16 protein-coding genes are annotated in these 16,974 nt (G+C 43.3%); 10 read left to right on the forward strand and 6 right to left on the reverse strand.

Annotation, left to right across the window (positions count from 1 at the left end):
- Nucleotides 1–578 precede the first annotated feature (578 nt).
- The 7 genes from F6K51_RS03295 to F6K51_RS03325 all read left to right on the forward strand — a co-directional run bounded on the left by F6K51_RS03295 (nt 579) and on the right by F6K51_RS03325 (nt 5,924).
- The gene (locus F6K51_RS03295; protein ID WP_293018035.1) at nt 579–1,319 is read left to right on the forward strand and encodes a phycocyanobilin:ferredoxin oxidoreductase; all 741 of its coding nucleotides are present in this window, start codon (nt 579–581) and stop codon (nt 1,317–1,319) included.
- Nucleotides 1,320–1,398: 79 nt separating this feature from the next.
- Nucleotides 1,399–1,572 (forward strand): hypothetical protein, encoded by a 174-nt coding sequence (locus tag F6K51_RS03300; protein WP_293018036.1) that lies wholly within the window; start codon nt 1,399–1,401, stop codon nt 1,570–1,572.
- A 35-nt stretch (nt 1,573–1,607) separates the two neighbouring features.
- The gene (locus F6K51_RS03305) at nt 1,608–2,135 is read left to right on the forward strand and encodes a MarR family transcriptional regulator (RefSeq protein ID WP_293018037.1); all 528 of its coding nucleotides are present in this window, start codon (nt 1,608–1,610) and stop codon (nt 2,133–2,135) included.
- A gap of 147 nt (nt 2,136–2,282) precedes the next feature.
- Nucleotides 2,283–3,602 (forward strand): ABC exporter membrane fusion protein, encoded by a 1,320-nt coding sequence (locus F6K51_RS03310; RefSeq protein ID WP_293018039.1) that lies wholly within the window; start codon nt 2,283–2,285, stop codon nt 3,600–3,602.
- Between the two features lie 168 nt (nt 3,603–3,770).
- A complete protein-coding gene (devC, locus tag F6K51_RS03315; protein WP_293018041.1) occupies nt 3,771–4,919 on the forward strand; it encodes an ABC transporter permease DevC in 1,149 nt (382 codons plus the stop codon).
- Between the two features lie 125 nt (nt 4,920–5,044).
- A complete protein-coding gene (locus F6K51_RS03320; RefSeq protein ID WP_293018043.1) occupies nt 5,045–5,173 on the forward strand; it encodes a hypothetical protein in 129 nt (42 codons plus the stop codon).
- A 55-nt stretch (nt 5,174–5,228) separates the two neighbouring features.
- Nucleotides 5,229–5,924, forward strand: coding sequence for a DevA family ABC transporter ATP-binding protein (locus tag F6K51_RS03325; RefSeq protein ID WP_293018045.1), 696 nt, complete (start codon nt 5,229–5,231; stop codon nt 5,922–5,924).
- 259 nt (nt 5,925–6,183) lie between these two features.
- Here F6K51_RS03325 and grpE read toward each other — a convergent pair whose 3' ends face one another.
- From grpE to F6K51_RS03340, 3 genes are all read right to left on the reverse strand, one after another.
- Nucleotides 6,184–6,849, reverse strand: coding sequence for a nucleotide exchange factor GrpE (gene grpE, locus F6K51_RS03330; RefSeq protein ID WP_293018047.1), 666 nt, complete (start codon nt 6,847–6,849; stop codon nt 6,184–6,186).
- Between the two features lie 176 nt (nt 6,850–7,025).
- Nucleotides 7,026–7,913 (reverse strand): hypothetical protein, encoded by an 888-nt coding sequence (locus F6K51_RS03335; protein WP_293018049.1) that lies wholly within the window; start codon nt 7,911–7,913, stop codon nt 7,026–7,028.
- A gap of 16 nt (nt 7,914–7,929) precedes the next feature.
- Nucleotides 7,930–8,427: a hypothetical protein gene (locus F6K51_RS03340; RefSeq protein WP_293018051.1), complete on the reverse strand. Its 498-nt coding sequence runs from the start codon at nt 8,425–8,427 to the stop codon at nt 7,930–7,932.
- 46 nt (nt 8,428–8,473) lie between these two features.
- On the opposite strand from F6K51_RS03340, the gene F6K51_RS03345 reads away from it, so the two are divergent.
- On the forward strand, nt 8,474–8,596 hold the full coding sequence (locus tag F6K51_RS03345) for a hypothetical protein (RefSeq protein WP_293018053.1): 123 nt from the start codon (nt 8,474–8,476) through the stop codon (nt 8,594–8,596).
- Here F6K51_RS03345 and F6K51_RS03350 read toward each other — a convergent pair.
- Complete coding sequence (locus F6K51_RS03350; RefSeq protein WP_293018055.1) at nt 8,579–11,749, reverse strand: efflux RND transporter permease subunit; 3,171 nt, start codon at nt 11,747–11,749, stop codon at nt 8,579–8,581. The two genes, F6K51_RS03345 and F6K51_RS03350, sit on opposite strands and share 18 nt — an antisense overlap.
- A gap of 26 nt (nt 11,750–11,775) precedes the next feature.
- Entirely contained in the window at nt 11,776–13,449 is a 1,674-nt protein-coding gene (locus F6K51_RS03355) for an efflux RND transporter periplasmic adaptor subunit (protein ID WP_293018057.1), read from the reverse strand.
- Nucleotides 13,450–14,019: 570 nt separating this feature from the next.
- On the opposite strand from F6K51_RS03355, the gene rppA reads away from it, so the two are divergent.
- A complete protein-coding gene (gene rppA, locus F6K51_RS03360) occupies nt 14,020–14,715 on the forward strand; it encodes a two-component system response regulator RppA (protein WP_293018059.1) in 696 nt (231 codons plus the stop codon).
- The gene (rppB, locus tag F6K51_RS03365) at nt 14,715–16,109 is read left to right on the forward strand and encodes a two-component system sensor histidine kinase RppB (RefSeq protein WP_293018061.1); all 1,395 of its coding nucleotides are present in this window, start codon (nt 14,715–14,717) and stop codon (nt 16,107–16,109) included. Before rppA ends, rppB begins: the two co-directional genes overlap by 1 nt.
- Before the next feature lie 265 nt (nt 16,110–16,374).
- On the opposite strand, the gene F6K51_RS03370 is transcribed toward rppB, so the two are convergent.
- Nucleotides 16,375–16,854: a Dps family protein gene (locus F6K51_RS03370; protein ID WP_293018063.1), complete on the reverse strand. Its 480-nt coding sequence runs from the start codon at nt 16,852–16,854 to the stop codon at nt 16,375–16,377.
- Nucleotides 16,855–16,974: the final 120 nt, after the last annotated feature.

Raw genomic sequence — 16,974 nt, forward strand, 5'->3', positions numbered from 1 at the left:
CCAAAAAATTGTCTAGCTAATCTACTCTATGGTTTTACTAGGCGCAGAATCAACCTAGCTCAATCTAGGTAGCCGACTCAATGTAGTCATTTTCGGGCGGGCAGGATGCCCACCCCACTCATATTCATCCCGCCCCTCAGCAATGCACCCCTAGTCCATGGTACTAGGAAGGAATTCCATGCGTTCGCGTAGCGTAGCCCTTCGGGCTAATCGCAAACAAAATCCTAGATCCAATCCCAGCAGTAACAAAGTTTTGTGTAGCGCTAAAGGATTGCCCATGGCAAGCTGATATCCTAAGCTTATCCGAAGTCCATACTTAGGATGTCTTGCTCCAATTGATAGTCACCGATAAGGTGAGAAGATAGAGGTCGTTGGATGAAGGAGGAAAGATAAAGTATAAAAATCTACCATTTGCAAAGGTTACAATCAATGCAATGGTTGATACTTCAAGTCTTGTATGCCTTTTATCTTTTGCCTACCCCTCTTGTTAAGGGGGATAATGGGGGGAGAACCCATCCAACCCTTTTGTCTGCAAGCCTGTTGCCTCAATGTTACCCATAGCCTTTAAGTGTTAAGGAATGTCAACCACTTCCACGCCATCCCTAAGAACCCAACAAAACCCTCTGTGCGCTAAGCTGGCGGACTGTATTGAATCGAACTGGCGGCGCTACTTCGACCTTTCGACCTATGATTTACCAGCCGAGTTAGGCTACGTGGAAGGACGGCTTGAGGGAGAGAAACTGACTATCGAAAACCATTGCTATCAAACACGTCAGTTTCGGAAAATGCACCTGGAATTGGCAAAAATAGGTGAGATGTTGGACATTTTACACTGTGTAATGTTTCCTCGTCCAGAGTATGCTTTGCCCATGTTTGGCTGTGATGTGGTGGCAGCTAGAGGACAAATCAGCGCTGCGATCGCAGACCTTTCTCCACTCCACCCTAAACGTACCTTACCAGAAGCCTATCACTGTTCTTTAGAGACCCTACCAAAACCTGAGTTTAAACAGCCCCGTGACTTACCACCTTGGGCGGACATTTTTTCAGAATTTTGCATTTTTGTGCGTCCCAATGGTCCAGAAGAAGAAGCACAGTTCCTGGCATGGGTGGATGATTTATTACAGATTCACTGTGCCCATGCTGCAAATGCCCTACCGGTCTCTAGAGAAAAGCAAGCAGAAATTATTGCAGGTCAACACTATTATTGCAGCAAGCAGCGGCAGAATGACAAAACCCGGCGGGTGCTTGAAAAAGCGTTTGGTGTTGAATGGGCAGAGAACTATATGACCTCCGTACTATTTGACTTGCCAGGATCTTGATACTTAATGAATGGTAAAGCTGATTAGTTTGCTGATTAGTTTAGGGATGGAGCAATGGATGATAGCGGTTATCATATTAATGAGGTACACAGGATTTTTTTCCTGTTACCTGTTACCTGTTACCTTTTCCCTGTTACCTGTTACCTGTTACCTTTTCCCTATTCCCTATTCCCTATTCCCTATTCCCTGTTACGTAAAATCCACAACTTGTATACCTCACCTATTTGAGAAATACTATAGTAAGGCACGATAATAATAAGTCGGCAAACTTTTTTAATGGGATAGACTATGTTCACTAAACGTGACCTTCCCTCAGAGCAGGAACTGCTAAATGTGGCGAGACAGTACCCTGAGCTAGATATAGCATCAGTGTTTACTTGTCTGTCGTTCCTGAAAACTACCACTGAGATCTACGAAGCGATTGACACTCATTTGGGTCGCTACGAGTTATCAATCGGTAAGTTTACCGTACTCATGCTATTACACAAAGCTGGTGAGTTAGGGTTGACTCCTTCCGAATGTGCTCAACAGGCTGGTGTTACTCGTGGGACGATCACAGGTCTGCTCGATGGTCTCGAACGTCAAGGGTTAGTTAAACGCCAGCCCCACCCAGATGACCGACGGATGCTGATGGTTCAGCTGACCCCAAACGGTTGGCAGTTCTTGAAGGAAATGCTTCCCAACCACTTTAATCGGGTGACAGGTTTGATGGCTAACCTGACTGGCGCAGAAAAGAAAACCTTCGTTAAACTTTTAGCAAAGTTGCGAGCGGGAACCCCTGCTATGCACTCTGCTGAATTTCAGCTGACCCAGTAATGAGGGATTGCTCAAAAAATCTTTTACCGGTGCTCGTAATTGTATTTCCGTTATGATAAATTAAATAGTAAGGAGCCATATAATATGGCACAAAAGAGATAGTTATGGCTCATATAACCGACAGAAGTTGATTTAACGGGAGGAGTCATGGAGCCAAAGATTGGGATAAAAGATCAGGGATTATCAAAGCCCCTAAGTCGTTGGGTGATTGTACTGGCTAGTGTTGGGATTCTGGCAACTGTGGTCGCTAGCCGATATAGTTTGGAAATGGTCAGTGAGCGCCCGCCAGAACCAGTGCCATCCCCCAGTACAACCCCAGCTATCCGAGCTGTAACTGCTCTAGGACGTCTCGAACCTGAGGGGGAAGTTATTCAATTAGCTGCTCCAACAACTTTTCAAGCACCAAGGGTGGCTCAGTTACTCGTTAAGGAAGGGGATAGAGTAGGTGCCAATCAATTGATTGCCATCATGGAAAATCGCGATCGCTTACAAGCGGATTTAGAACGAGCCAAAGCGGAGGTTAAAGTAAGCCGTGCGAACTTGGAGAAAGTCAAAGCCGGTGCTAAAAGTGGCACCATTGCTGCTCAGGAGGCTAAGATTAAACGACTAGAGGCAGAGTATCGGGGGCAGAAGGAGGCGCTACAAACTCGCATTGACCGTTTACAGACTCAGCTGCAAGAAACACAACAAGAGAAAGATGCCACAGTCAGGCGATTAGAGGCTCAGTTAAGGAATGTGCAAGCAGATTTTCAGCGCTATGAGCAGTTAGAACGAGACGGTGCGATCGCAATTTCCGAATTAGACAGCCGCCGCCTAAGCGTAGAAACCGCCCAAGAGAGCGTCAGTGAAGCCATAGCCAACCGCAGCCAAACTATAAGCACCCTCAGGGAAGAACTCAAAGAAGCTATTGTCAACCGCAACCAGACCCTAGCTGTGGTAGAAGCACAGATTAACGAAGCCAAAGCTACCCTCGAAGAGATAAAAGAAGTACGTCTAGTAGATATTAGACAGGCTGAAGCGGAGCTAGAAATGGCTATGGCACAAGTCAAGCAAGCCGAAGCAGAATTAAAATTTGCTTACGTCCATTCTCCACTAGATAGTCAAATTTTGAAAATTAACACTTATCCAGGAGAAACCATCGATCCAGAAAAGGGAATTGTGGAACTAGGGCAAACTGACCAAATGATGGTTGTTGCTGAAGTCTACGAAAGTGATATTGGTAAAGTCAAGCTAGGGCAGAAAGTAACTATTATTAGTGAAAGCAAGGCATTTGAAGGTAAACTCAATGGCACTGTAGTTAGAATTGGGCAACAAATTGACAAACAGGATGTTCTTGACACTGATCCAGCTGCTGACGTAGATGCCAGAGTTGTCGAAGTAGATATTCGTCTCAATCCAGAAGACAGCAAGACGGTTACTGATTTAACTAACTCTCAAGTCATCGTAAAAATAGTTACTACTTATTAGTCAATCGCTATCGCTCCAATTAAAAATTATCAATTCAAAATTAAAAACTAACCTATAAATTAATTCGTGGGCTTGTATCCGGTGGAAACACTTACAAAGTATAAGGCTATTCATTTTTAATTTTTAATTTTGAATTCAAAAATGGTCATTAACTAGTAACTATCAATCATGAAAATACCTTTAGCATGGTTACAATTGAGCCATGAAAAAATGCGTCTGCTGGTGGCACTGGCAGGAATTGCTTTTGCCGATATTTTAATGTTTATGCAAATGGGTTTTCGGGATGCCCTGTTTGCCAGTAATGTGACACTACATAATAGCATACAAGGTGACATTTTTTTGATTAGTCCCCAGTCCCAAGCAACAATCGCTATGAAAAGTTTTCCTAGTCGCAGGTTGTATCAAAGTATTGCATTTGATGGGGTCAAATCGATTCGTGGGATATATATGGACTTTGGTCTCTGGAAAAATCCTCAAACCCGTGAAACTCGTAGTGTGCTTGTGATTGGGTTTAATCCTACTGACAACGTCTTCAATTTATCTGGAGTAACCAGCAATCTGGATACAATTAAAATGCCAGATGTCGTTTTGTTCGATGACAGCTCCAGACCTGAATATGGACCTATTGCGGAAGAGTTTAATCAGGGCAAAGAGATAACCACTGAAGTCAAAGAACGTCGCATTCGAGTAGGAGGCTTATTCACCCTAGGGGCTTCCTTTGCAGCAGATGGAAATGTGATCACCAGTGATTTAAACTTTTTCCGCCTTTTCCCTGACCGCCATAGAGGACTGATTGATATCGGTTTGATTGAATTAGAACCAGGGTTAGATGTGGAGATAGTTGTAGAGAAGATGAGGCGCGAACTTTCCAAGGATGTTCTAGTTTTATCCAAGGAAGAGTTTGTTAATTGGGAGAAAGCTTACTGGCAAAGCAGTACAGCTATTGGCTTTATTTTTACCCTCGGTAGCGCGATGGGATTTATCGTGGGTACAGTGATTGTTTATCAAATTCTATATACTGATGTCGCGGATCATTTGCCTGAGTATGCTACCCTTAAAGCCATGGGTTATAAAACCAGCTATCTATTGATTGTCGTTTTTCAAGAAGCTATAATTCTGGCAATTTTAGGTTATTTTCCTGGATATGGACTAGCCTTAGGGTTGTATAGTTTAACGAAAAATGCTACCAGTTTACCCATAGCCATGAGTCTAGCTAGGGCAGTAACAGTGTTGATTCTGACGATTATCATGTGTTGTATTTCCGGTGCGATCGCGATTGGGAAACTCCAAGCAGCCGATCCCGCTGATATTTTTTAAACTATTGCTAATAAAAAAGGGAACAGGGAACAGGGAACAGGGAACAGGGAGTAGGGAGTAGGGAATATGGCATCAAAAATTATAACAATTCCTACACGGATCCCTATATAGTGCTTTTTACCCTAATGAAGTACAAAAAAAAAATTACCTCTTTCCTCTTCCGACTTTACTGCTCCCTGCTCCCTGCTCCTTGCTCCCTGCTCCCTGCTCCCTGCTCCCTGCTCCCTAAAAGCCAAAAACTTGTACTTTACTAGCTGAAAAACAGCTATATAATCAATAACCAATAACTAGGTAGGAACGAAAACTGTCATGGTGGACGAACCAGTTGTATCCATTAAGCATCTCAACCATTACTTTGGTAAGGGTTTTCTACGGAAACAGGTTTTGTTTGATATTGACCTAGACATCCACCAAGGAGAAATTGTGTTGATGACTGGTCCTTCGGGATCGGGTAAGACGACATTACTAACCCTAATCGGAGGATTGCGATCGCCTCAATCTGGTAGTCTCAAAATCCTAGGAGAACAACTGCTGGGAGCCAATAAAAGTCGCTTGATAGCAGTGCGGCGTCATATTGGCTATATTTTCCAGGCTCATAACTTACTCAAGAGTTTAACAGCTCGCCAAAATGTGCAAATGTCAGCAGAACTACACCCAGAACTTTCTACTAAAGATGCTATTACTAAATCAGTAGCTATATTAGAAGCAGTGGGGTTAGGTCAGTGGGTGAATTACTACCCAGATAAACTTTCTGGAGGACAAAAACAACGAGTCGCGATCGCTCGTGCTTTAGTGGGTAATCCCAAGATACTCTTAGCAGATGAACCAACAGCAGCACTAGACAGTAAATCCGGTCGTGAAGTGGTGGATTTAATGCAGCAGTTAGCTAAAGAACAAGGATGTACAATTTTACTGGTTACTCACGACAATCGAATTCTCGATATTGCTGACCGGATTGTTAATATGGAAGATGGGCGTCTTAATGGTATCAAAGCAGTTAATTAAGCTGTTCAGTATTTAGATTGGGATATCTAAATTACTCAAAAGAAACAGGGAACAGGGAACAGGGAACAGGTAATAACCAATTTAAATTAACATCAGCTTAAAAGAAACAGCTGACAAATATAAAATATAAAATTGTTAATGGAAAATCTAAACTAGAAATTAACAATTTTATAATGACTAAATTTAATTAATTGTTAATTTACTACTATAGCAATCCGTGTAGTAATTGTGATAATTTTTATTCCCTCTTCCCTACTCCCTACTCCCTACTCCCTACTCCCTTTGCTATATTAGCTGGACTAACTTTAGCACGATGCAGCAACTTATCACCAATGCGGTAGCCAGTGTAACGTACCCTAACCTGATCACCTGGTTGAGCAGTGCCTGACATGAGTTGGTGTTGTTGTGGATCGTAAGGGAGTTCGTCCCCCACAGATGCGATCGCTTCCACACCCCATTTTTCTAGCAACTGTTCCACTGGCTTTACCAGGGGCAATAATCTCACAGCTGGTAACTGCTCATTCTGTTGTGCCGCATAAGCAGCAGTGGGCCATTGCACTAGCCAGGATTCTAGCACTTGTAAACTAGATTGCTGAAACTCTTGCATTAAAGTCTCGCGCTGCTGTTCCAACTGCTGTTCCAGACGCTGGTACTCCTGCTTGAATGTTGAGTCTTCCTGCTGTAACGTAGAAACAGAATCTGGCAAAAACATAACCAGTAACTGATTCACCGACACCTGCAACGCTTGAGCAAGTTTCAGCAGCGTTTTTACCTGCATCTGCGACACCTGACCTTTCCGCAAACGCCTCAGTTGCAACTCCGAAACATCAGCTCTGAGACTTAGTTGCCTAAAACTAGGAATATCCACTTTTGCCATAAGTTGTCGCAACTGTTCACTGTAATTGGGATAGGAAGACTCGGTCATTTCCAGGCTGACTTATCAAGGATAAAGGATAACAGGAGAAGATGTATAAATCTGATCAACTCCAATAGAGTAATCATCATATCCCTGATTGTGATTCTTGGTAAGTGCGATCAGCTATCAGCTATCAGCCCTGGCCAAAGGCTGAGTGCTGACTGCTGACCAAATTAGATATTTGCTCAAAGTGCATTTACCCAGAAATCAGCCGTTACAATCTCACCATTACGCTTAAATTGACCCCACACTTTATATGTGCCTTTTTCAGGAAATTGGGTAGCAAAACGTATCGGTTCAGTAGTTTTACCTGGAAGTGCGTGAGCATGAATGTAATCAGATGCTGTTATAGATTCTGATTTTTTAACAATTACTAAATGACCAGCTTCTCCCAAATAAGGTTGTAAATCATTCACCGGATTATTATTAGCAGCATTCTTTAAGTTAAAGCTAATCATCACTTCTTCATTAGCCTGAACTTTGGGTTTATCAAAACTCAGCTCAACCTTGGTCTTGCCAAAGACTTTTGCATTTTTAATTTCTATCTCAGTTATAGATGAACTAGTTCCTGGTGCTTTTACTTTTACTACCGAAACTCGCTCTGGTTTTCCGGTTGGTTTGTAATCGCTAAAAAGAGTATAATCACCAGGTTTAGGAAAATTAGCTTCAACTTCAAAGCGTCCATTTCCTTTATAATCAGGATGAATATGATCGTAAAAATCAAGATCATCACTGACTACAATTAAATGCATTAATTTCTCTTGGAAAACCTCAAAATCAGGAACAGCATTTCCCTCAGAGTCTTGAATATCAATTACCAAATTATTTGGTTTATCTAAATTAATTGTTGAGGGAGTCGTTAGTATAGCTTTAGTATTTACAGATGGTTTATTTCCGTGACCATGGCTACCATGGTTATGACCATGCTCATTGTGATTATGGTGACCATGGTGTTTATCTCCCTCAACAGATGCATCTCCAGATTGCCCTAGTGTTGAACAACTTTGAGCCAGAAATAAAGTAGAACTAACTAGTAATGCGCTAACCAAACGATTCATGATTTCTTTACCCACAAAAGTTATTCAAAATTTATTGTTTAAAGGAAAAGCGACCGTTGACTTTTTTACCGTTAATATCAGTCTGAATAACTACCTTATATTCCCCAGTTGCTTTCCCTGGTAAAAAAGCGGCGTAATGTTTACCAGCCTTATCATAACTGAAATCTAGATTCTTTTGCTCACCATTTGGTAACTGGATTTGAGCCTTGACTTTAGCATTAGATACACTTTTGTGTTCCTCTCCCTTTTGTAGAAAAAAGTCTAAGTGAATTCCCTGTTTTTCTACAATAGGTAACAACTCTAAATGATAAGAGCCAGATTCAATCACTTGACCACCTTGGGAGTAACCATCACCATTAGTGTGGGAGTGATTGTGACCATCATTGGAAGAGTGAACTTCATTAGTTTTTGCAGTTGTCTCTGAAGAAGTAGTTTTATTAGTATCCTGTGTACTATTCCCGCAGGATGCTATAAACATCAATCCCACACTAGAGATAACAATTAAACTTGACCGCAACCACGAACCCATACTTTTACTCCTTTAAAAGTATTTTTTTTTAATATTGAGTAAAAAAATGTACACTGACTATAGCATTTTTTATAGCTATAAATTAGACAATCTTTTCTGCTCCCTGCTCCCTGCTCCCTGCTCCCTGCTCCCTGCTCCCTGCTCCCTGTCACTATTGACCCACCACTGAACCACTTTTAAAAGATGAATTTAATTCTTCAGGTGAAATCTCTGGAGTGATTGGTTTAGATCTGAAAAAGCGACCAAACTGAGCATACAAAGCTGGTAATACCAATAAGGTTAAAGCTGTAGACGTAAACAATCCTCCCAGCACAACTATTGCCAATGGCTGTAAAATTTCTTTCCCTGCCCCCGTGCCAATTACGAGAGGAACCATCCCTAACGCTGAAGTCAAAGCCGTCATTAAAATTGCCACTAATCGTTCCGTTGAACCGTCCATAATTACTTGCTTTAAAGGCATTCCCTGAGCCAATTTATTGTTGTAATTATCTACCAGAAGTAAACCATTGCGGGTAGCAACACCAAAAAGAGTGATAAACCCTACCATGGAAGCAACAGAGAGAATACCACCACCGAGGGCAACGGAAAAAATTCCCCCAGTTAATGCTAGAGGCAGATTGAGCATAATCATTACTGTTGCTGAAATTGACTTGACAGCAAAGTACATTAAAACAGCAATCACAATCAGTGCCAGAGTACCGAATACTAGTAAATTTTGAGATGCTCGTTGTTCTGATTCAAACTGTCCTCCATATTGGATAAAGTAACCGGAAGGTAATTGTACTTTCTCCTTGACTTTGGCTTGAATCTCTTCAACTACACTACCTAAATCTCGATCAGCAACGTTAGCTGAGACCACAATCAGACGAGAAACATTTTCGCGGTTGATGGTGTTGGGTCCCTTACCATAACTAATCTGAGCAACTTGGGCAAGAGGAATCTTAGTACCCGTGGGAGTGTCAACTAGCAGGTTGCTAATGGTATTAAGATTATTGCGGTATTCGGCTTTCAACCATACTACTAAATCAAATAACTGTTGCTCTTCCAGTACTTGCGAGACAACTCTACCATTGAGAGCAGTTTCAACAATTTCTGAAAGCTGACCAACACTAAGACCATAACGAGCAGCAGCAGCGCGGTCAAACGTAATTTGCACCTGTTTGATCGGAATTTGGGGTTCAAGAATTAGATCCACCACACCAGGAATATCTTGCATCCCATCTCGAACTTGAGCACCAATAGTTCGTAATTCCGAAAGTTCCGGACCAAAAATTTTGACTGCGATCGCACTCCTGACTCCTGAGAGGACTTCATCCATGCGGTGGGAAATAAAACCACCAATACTAGGGGCTACCCCCGGTAACTTAGCAAATTCCTCACGGAGTTTCTCAATTGTTGCTTTTCGGTCTTTCATCCCCTCCTCTGAAATTTCCACATCCAAATGGCCCAGAGTAACACTACCAGCATCAGCATCACCGGGAGCACGACCTGAACGTAACTGCACTGAGTCAAACCGGGGGTCATCTTGAAGAGCTAGCTGCATGGCTGAACCAGCGCGATTCGTCATGTCCAGAGAGACACCGGGATAGAGAGTGAAAGCATTGACAAGCGATCGCTCCTGAAACTCTGGTAAGAAGACTCGTCCTAGAGAGGTAAAAATAATTATAGAAGCGACAAACCCTGCTACTGCTGTTAGCAAAACTAGACTGGGAGCATGAATAGAAAATCGAATTAATGGCTGATATAGTTTCTTGGAAAACCGCGCTACCCAAGTTTCTTCTTCTGGTAACTGTACAGTAGCAAGCAAGAAAGCACACAAAGCTGGACTCAGGGTCAGGGCTACAAATGTAGAGGCAAAAATTGACACTAGATAGGCTACTCCCATCGGTGCAAAGATACGACCTTCAACACCAGTAAGGGTAAAAATTGGTGCGAAGACTACAGCAATAATTACTGTAGAAAACAGCACACTCACTCGCACTTCCACTGAAGTGTTATAAACCACCTGTAAAGGGTTGATAGGATTTCCTGCTTGCTGATTTTTTCGTAATCCCCGGTAGCAATTTTCCATGTCCACAATTGAGTCATCCACCACTGAGCCAATTGCTACAGCTAGTCCTCCCAGAGTCATGGTATTAATTCCCAAACCAAAGAGATTGAGTAGCATCATCCCAATCAGCAAAGACAGAGGAATGGCGCTGAGGGTAATAATGGCAGTGCGCCAGTTCATCAAGAACAGAAACAGAATAATAGAAACAATGATGATGCCATCGCGTAGGGCATTCCTGACATTTTTAATTGAGGAATCAATAAAATCGGACTGGCGGAACGTAACAGTAACCTTGACATTCTCCGGCAAACCCCCTTTAATTTCCTCCATTGCTGCTTCTACAGCTTTAGTAACAGTAGGAGTATCAACCAGGGGCTGTTTGTTAACTAGCACCACAATCGCTTTTTTCCCATCCAAGCTACCATCACCCCGCTTCAAGGCAGCACCAATGCGGACATCAGCGAGATCAGAAAGCAGCACTGGTGTGCCATTACGTGCTACTACCACCGATTGTTCTAAATCCTCGATTGACTCAACTCGTCCAATGCCTCGAATTAATAGTTCCTTGTCTGGACTAATCAGAAAGCCACCCGCCGCATTAGTATTTGCTGCTGCTGCTGCTTCGGTAACTTCTGCTAAGGAAACATCAAAAGCGGTTAACTTGGCAGGGTCAACCAGTACCTGATACTGACGCACATCTCCCCCATAGGCAATTACCTGAGTTACCCCTGCTACGGCCAATAATTGGTTGGTAATATCTCGATCAACCAATCGACGCACAGCCATTAGGTCAATTTTAGAGGGGACATCTGGCGTCTCTACATCTTCGTCGATGGTAAAAGCGTAGGAGAGAATGGTTCCAATGGGGGAGGAAAGGGGAGAAATTTGCGGTGATTCTACTCCTTCGGGTAATCTGGCAGCAGCTTGTTGTAACCGTTCAGTTACTAACTGGCGAGCTTGATAGATATTAGTATCCCATTTGAAGATAACTTTTACTACGGAAATGCCTACTCCCGAAGACGAGCGTACTGTAGTCAATCCAGGAATGCCATTGATCGCACTTTCGACAGGCATTGTGACTAAAGATTCCACTTCTTCTGGAGCCAATCCCGGTGCTTCCGTTTGAATTTCAACTTGGGGAGGAGCAAAATTGGGAAATACATCTAAGGGCATTTGGGAAACAATGCGAAATCCCCAAACTGTGACGATGATAGCGCCAATTACAACTAGCCAGCGTCGAGCAATAGACCACTTCAGGATGGAGTTGAGCATTTTGGTCTTACCTATAGTCTTGCTGATTATTGCTTGTTTGCGAAACTATTAGGAATAGCTGAATCTAAATAGCCATCTGCATTGCTCTGCCCATTTGCTTTTACATCAGCAGTGGAATGATAGTTATTATTGGTCGGTTCATCTGAAATTTCTATAGGTGCTGGTCTTGATTGTGAAGCAGTGCGGCGTCCCACCATAAAAGCACCAGCTGTAATCACCCCTCCTACAGGAAAAACCCACCACCAGGGTAGGCTAGCAACATTAAGGTTAGTGGATGTTGCCTGATGATTATGCCCTTCCTGGTCATGTTCATGATCATGTTCATGGTGATCAGCTTTAGAGCCACCCCTTAAGGATTGGGCGTACAACATCACCCCCCCTTCAGCCACAATCTGGTCACCTTCAAATAAACCATTCTTGACTTCCACCAAATCCCCAAAAGTTGAACCGAGAGTAAGTTCTACAGGTTCATAGAAGTTCTGACCATTTTCTACATAAACCAGTTGCTTACCATTAGCATCCACCAAAGCATCTTGAGGAATCGCTAAAGTAGCTACACTGGTTTTATCAGTAAAAATCTTTAATTGAGTAAACATTCCTGGTTTTAGTTGCCCTCCAGGATTATCCAACCTTACCCTCACTGGCACTACTCGTGTCTGACCTGCCACTATCGGGTCGATTTGGCTAACTTGACCTATAAAAGTCTGATTAGGCAGACTAGAAACTTCTAATCTGACCTCTTGGCCTATTTTTACCTTGTATAAGTCTTTTTCATAAATATTAGCAGTTGCCCAGACTTGATTATTGTTAACAATCGTCATCAGTTGCCCACCTGCGTCTTCAAAGGATTCACCCAAGGTTACTTGCCACTGCGCTACTGTACCGGAAATTGGAGCAAGCACCGTTACCTTTCCTTGCTCATTAGCAGAATTACTAAGTTGTTGCAGTCGGGTTTTGTAGGTAGTATCGCTCAGTTGAACCCGAGATTTGGCAGCCTTAACCGCTGTTTGAGCCCGTTTTAGTTCTGCTTCTGCTTCCAGAACTTCCCGACGGCTAAATGCTCTTTTCAGTAAGGTTTTAGCCTCTGCTAGCTTAGTTTTCGACTCTAGCATCTGACGTCGAGCCAGAGCACCTTCGATTGCTAATGCTAGGTCTTTATCGTACTCTTCTTGGGCTACTGCTAGCTGAGTTTCAGCTTCATCGATTTCAGCAGCAGCAATTTGACGCTGACGTTCTAAATTTTCCCTAGCTAGTTCGAGATTTGCCTCAGCTTCTCCCAATGTTGCCTTAGCTTCAGTCAGTCTGTCGAGAGACTCAACCCGCAATTCAATTAACTCCAAGCTAGAGATGACAGCAACCGCTTGACCTTTTTTGACCCTCTGACCTGGTTTGACCAAAAGTTTAGCAACTGTACCGGGAATCGGCGCTGTTACTTGCGCCTGTTGGTTGGGCTGGGTTTCAATTTGCCCGGTGGTTTTAATCCCAATATCCAAAAACTGCCTAGAGACGGATTGGAGTTTAATCCCAATTTGACTAGCGGTGGTGGCATCTACCTTAATTCCTTCGGGATTGCTGGTGGCTTCGGTTCCGCTTTGGAACTCATTGCCATGCCCGGCATGGGCGAAAACAGCAACTGGTGCGATCGCTATCACCAGCAAAAAGGTAAACGTTGAAGCCAGGATTGTTTCTGTCTTGTGCATAATGGATCAGTGCTTTTTATGCTCAGCAGAGGGTGCAAGTAGTCACCATAGCCTCCACCCAGACACCTAAGATGTCAGGATGGTCATTTGCTGTCGTCTTGATTAAGTATCACAAGCAAATATGAAATCAGGATGAAATGTTAGGTATCAATGAAATTATTTTTTTTAGGACTTTGGTAAGCCTTCAGCTTCTGAGAGTAGGAAATTGGGCGTTGCTGAATTAAGGAATGAATGCGCGATCACCTGGTTTTGTTAAAGCCCCCTAAATCCCCCAAATTTGGGGGACTTTGATAGTTTTGTTCCCCCCAGAATTGGGGGGCTAGGGGGGCGAAACCATACCCAAAATCAGCAACGCCGGAAATTGATTTTTTGATATTTGTTAATGGCTGTCACAATTTCATTTTGATTACATATATTTATATCAATCTATGTTTTATAATTAGGATTGACATACATTAGCTATAGGTTCGTGCAGCTTTAAGCTAATTTATCCAAGGAAAGTTAGGCGTTGCCCCGCTTTCTTTCCCGCATATCGCTACTATAGACAAAGTATCCAGCGGGAAAAGACAGATGAGAGTACTGCTAGTTGAAGATGAGCCAGACTTGGGTGCTGCAATTAAGCGAGCGTTGAATATAGAGAAGTACGTGGTGGACTTGGTTGTTAACGGCACTGACGCTTGGGGTTATTTAAATAACCACGAAACCCAATATACCCTAGCTATCTTCGACTGGTTGCTGCCAGGGCTATCGGGACTAGAGTTACTGCGTCAGTTACGCTATCGTAATAATCCCTTACCTATTTTGATGCTAACGGCAAAAGACCGCTTGGAAGATAGAGTGATGGGTTTGGATACGGGAGCCGATGACTATTTAGTGAAACCGTTCCGAATGGCAGAGTTGCTAGCAAGAGTTAGAGCCTTGCACCGGCGAACACCCCTACTCCAGCCCCAACAACTCCAGGTGGGTGAGCTTATTTTAGACTATGGTAACCGAACGGTTCATCGTCTTGCTGCTAACGGTGAGAAACTCGACATTCCACTCACGAATAAAGAATTCCAGCTCTTAGAGTATTTCATGAAGCATCCGAATCAGGTGATGACCACCAACCAAATTCGCAATCAACTTTGGGAAGTGAATGCAGAACCGATTAGTAACGTAGTGGCAGCTCAAATGCGCCTGCTACGTCGGAAACTTGAATCAATCAACTCCAGGATTCCGATTGAAACTGTGCATGGTTTGGGATATCGTCTCAATTTGAAAAAATAATGAATCGAAATAAGCTATTTAACCAGACTCGTGGGAAATTAGCACTTTCCTATGCCATCGTCATGGGGTTTATTTTGAGCCTGTTGGGATTTGGTGTTTACAGAGCGATCGTTCATACCCATTTAGTCACTTCAGACCGGGAGTTAAAATCCGTTGCGGGGACACTCCATGATAGTCTCGAATGGAAACTCAAGGAACCTGGACAGGTAGAGCCGATAATTGGGGAACTTTTACCGAATCTGTGTATCGTTGGAGTTAACTGTTCTAAACCACTGGTGAGTTCCCAGCGCCACATCCTCAGTGCTCTTAGCCAAGGTCACTACTACATCCGCCTATTTGATACCTCAGGACGTTTAATTGCCGTTGCAGGAAGTTACCCAGAGGGATTACCCCAGGTGTTTAATCAAGCACCTTGGCAAACCATTTCCGATGGTAAGGGCAACTCCTATCACCAAATTTCTCTATCGCTACATACTCAAGATCAGCGGGATTGGGGATATTTGCAGGTGGGGCACTCTCTCCAATACCTCAACAACTACCTCAATACGGTAAAATTAATCTTGGGATTAGGTCTGCCAATGGCAATGATCTTAGTGGGCAGTGGCAGTTGGTGGTTAGCAGGGTTGGCGATGCAACCTATTTACCAATCCTACAGACAGATTCAACAGTTTACCGCCGATGCTGCCCACGAGCTACGGACACCGATAGCTGCCACACTGGCAACGGTTGAGTCAGCACTTTTGATGCCCAGCTTGGATCAACAAGAAGCACGAAACATTCTGGAAATTGTTGAACGTCAAAATCAGCGGCTGAGTCAGTTAGTTGCGGATTTGTTGTTGTTGTCTCGCTTAGATAGACAACCGGCATCTGTGGGTAACCAGACATGCTGTCTCAATGACCTAGTTAGCGATTTAGTTGAGGAATTAGCAGCCTTGGCAATCGCTGCCGAGATTACGTTGACATCTTCGGTGCGAGTGCAAACTCCTCTGGAGGTTGTGGGTCATTCTGAGCAGCTTTATCGCTTAGTTTCTAATTTAATTATTAATGGTATCCAATACACCCCTGTGGGTGGTAAAGTAACTGTTATTTTAGACAAGAGCGACCAACAGGCGGTGATCCAGGTAGAAGATACGGGGATTGGTATTGCCCCAGAAGACCAAGGGCGAATTTTTGATCGCTTTTATCGGGTAAATTGCGATCGCTCTCGTCACACAGGAGGTTCCGGATTAGGGCTGGCAATTGCTTATGCGATCGCTCAAGCCCACCACGGTAGCTTACAAGTATACAGCGAACGAGGTGTTGGTAGTAGATTTACTCTTCGATTACCCAAGGCAGTTACTTCGTTTGATCAGGAACACTTTAGCGCTCCAATTGTTTTTCAGTCCAATTCCTAAGTATTGACCGCTTCACCTAAAGGATAAAGTATGAAAGAGAAAGGAACAAAGATAAATAGTTAGGGATGAATACATATAGAGCAAAACATACCAGTTGTTGAACAACCGATAAATTGAACTATTTCATCCTTCATATTGGGAGCATGTCAATTTTGTTAATCCCTGATTCAGATCCCCCGTTTCCCTTAAAAAAGGGAGACTTTTGAATCTAATTCCCCCCTTTTTTAAGGGGGGCTAGGGGGGATCTATGTACATAATTACAAGCTTATTTTAAAATACTGCGCAGCATCCAAGCCGTTTTTTCGTGTATGCTCATTCGTTCGGTCAACAGGTCAGCTGTAGACTCATCGTTAGCACGTTCAGCGGCTGGGAAAACAGACCGTGCAGTTCGTACCACTGCCTCATTGGCTTCCACTAGCAAGCGCACCATTTCCTCAGCATCCGGAACATCGCTGGTTTCTGGGATGGACGATAATTGCGCATATTGACTGTAGCTGCCAGGAGCAGGATAGCCTAGGGTACGAATCCGCTCTGCTACCGCATCCACTGCTAAAGCCAACTCATTGTACTGTTGCTCAAACATCAGGTGTAGGGAGTTGAACATTGGTCCGGTAACATTCCAGTGGAAAGCATGGGTCTTCAGGTATAGGGTATAAGTGTCCGCTAGCAGACGAGACAATCCCTCAGCAATCTCTTTGCGGTCTTGTTCATCAATACCAATATTGACAGGTACAATCGTTGCCATAGTATTCTCCTCAAGGTTCCTAGCAAAAACTAGTGGTGACCGTAAGCTTTAAACACCTTAACTTTAAGCAATTAGGGTTTACTTGGGAATTCACCCAAGGTATGAACCTATTTTTGTCCC

It is taken from the genome of Moorena sp. SIO3I8 (genome assembly GCF_010692325.1).
In the GTDB taxonomy this organism is placed as follows: domain Bacteria; phylum Cyanobacteriota; class Cyanobacteriia; order Cyanobacteriales; family Coleofasciculaceae; genus Moorena.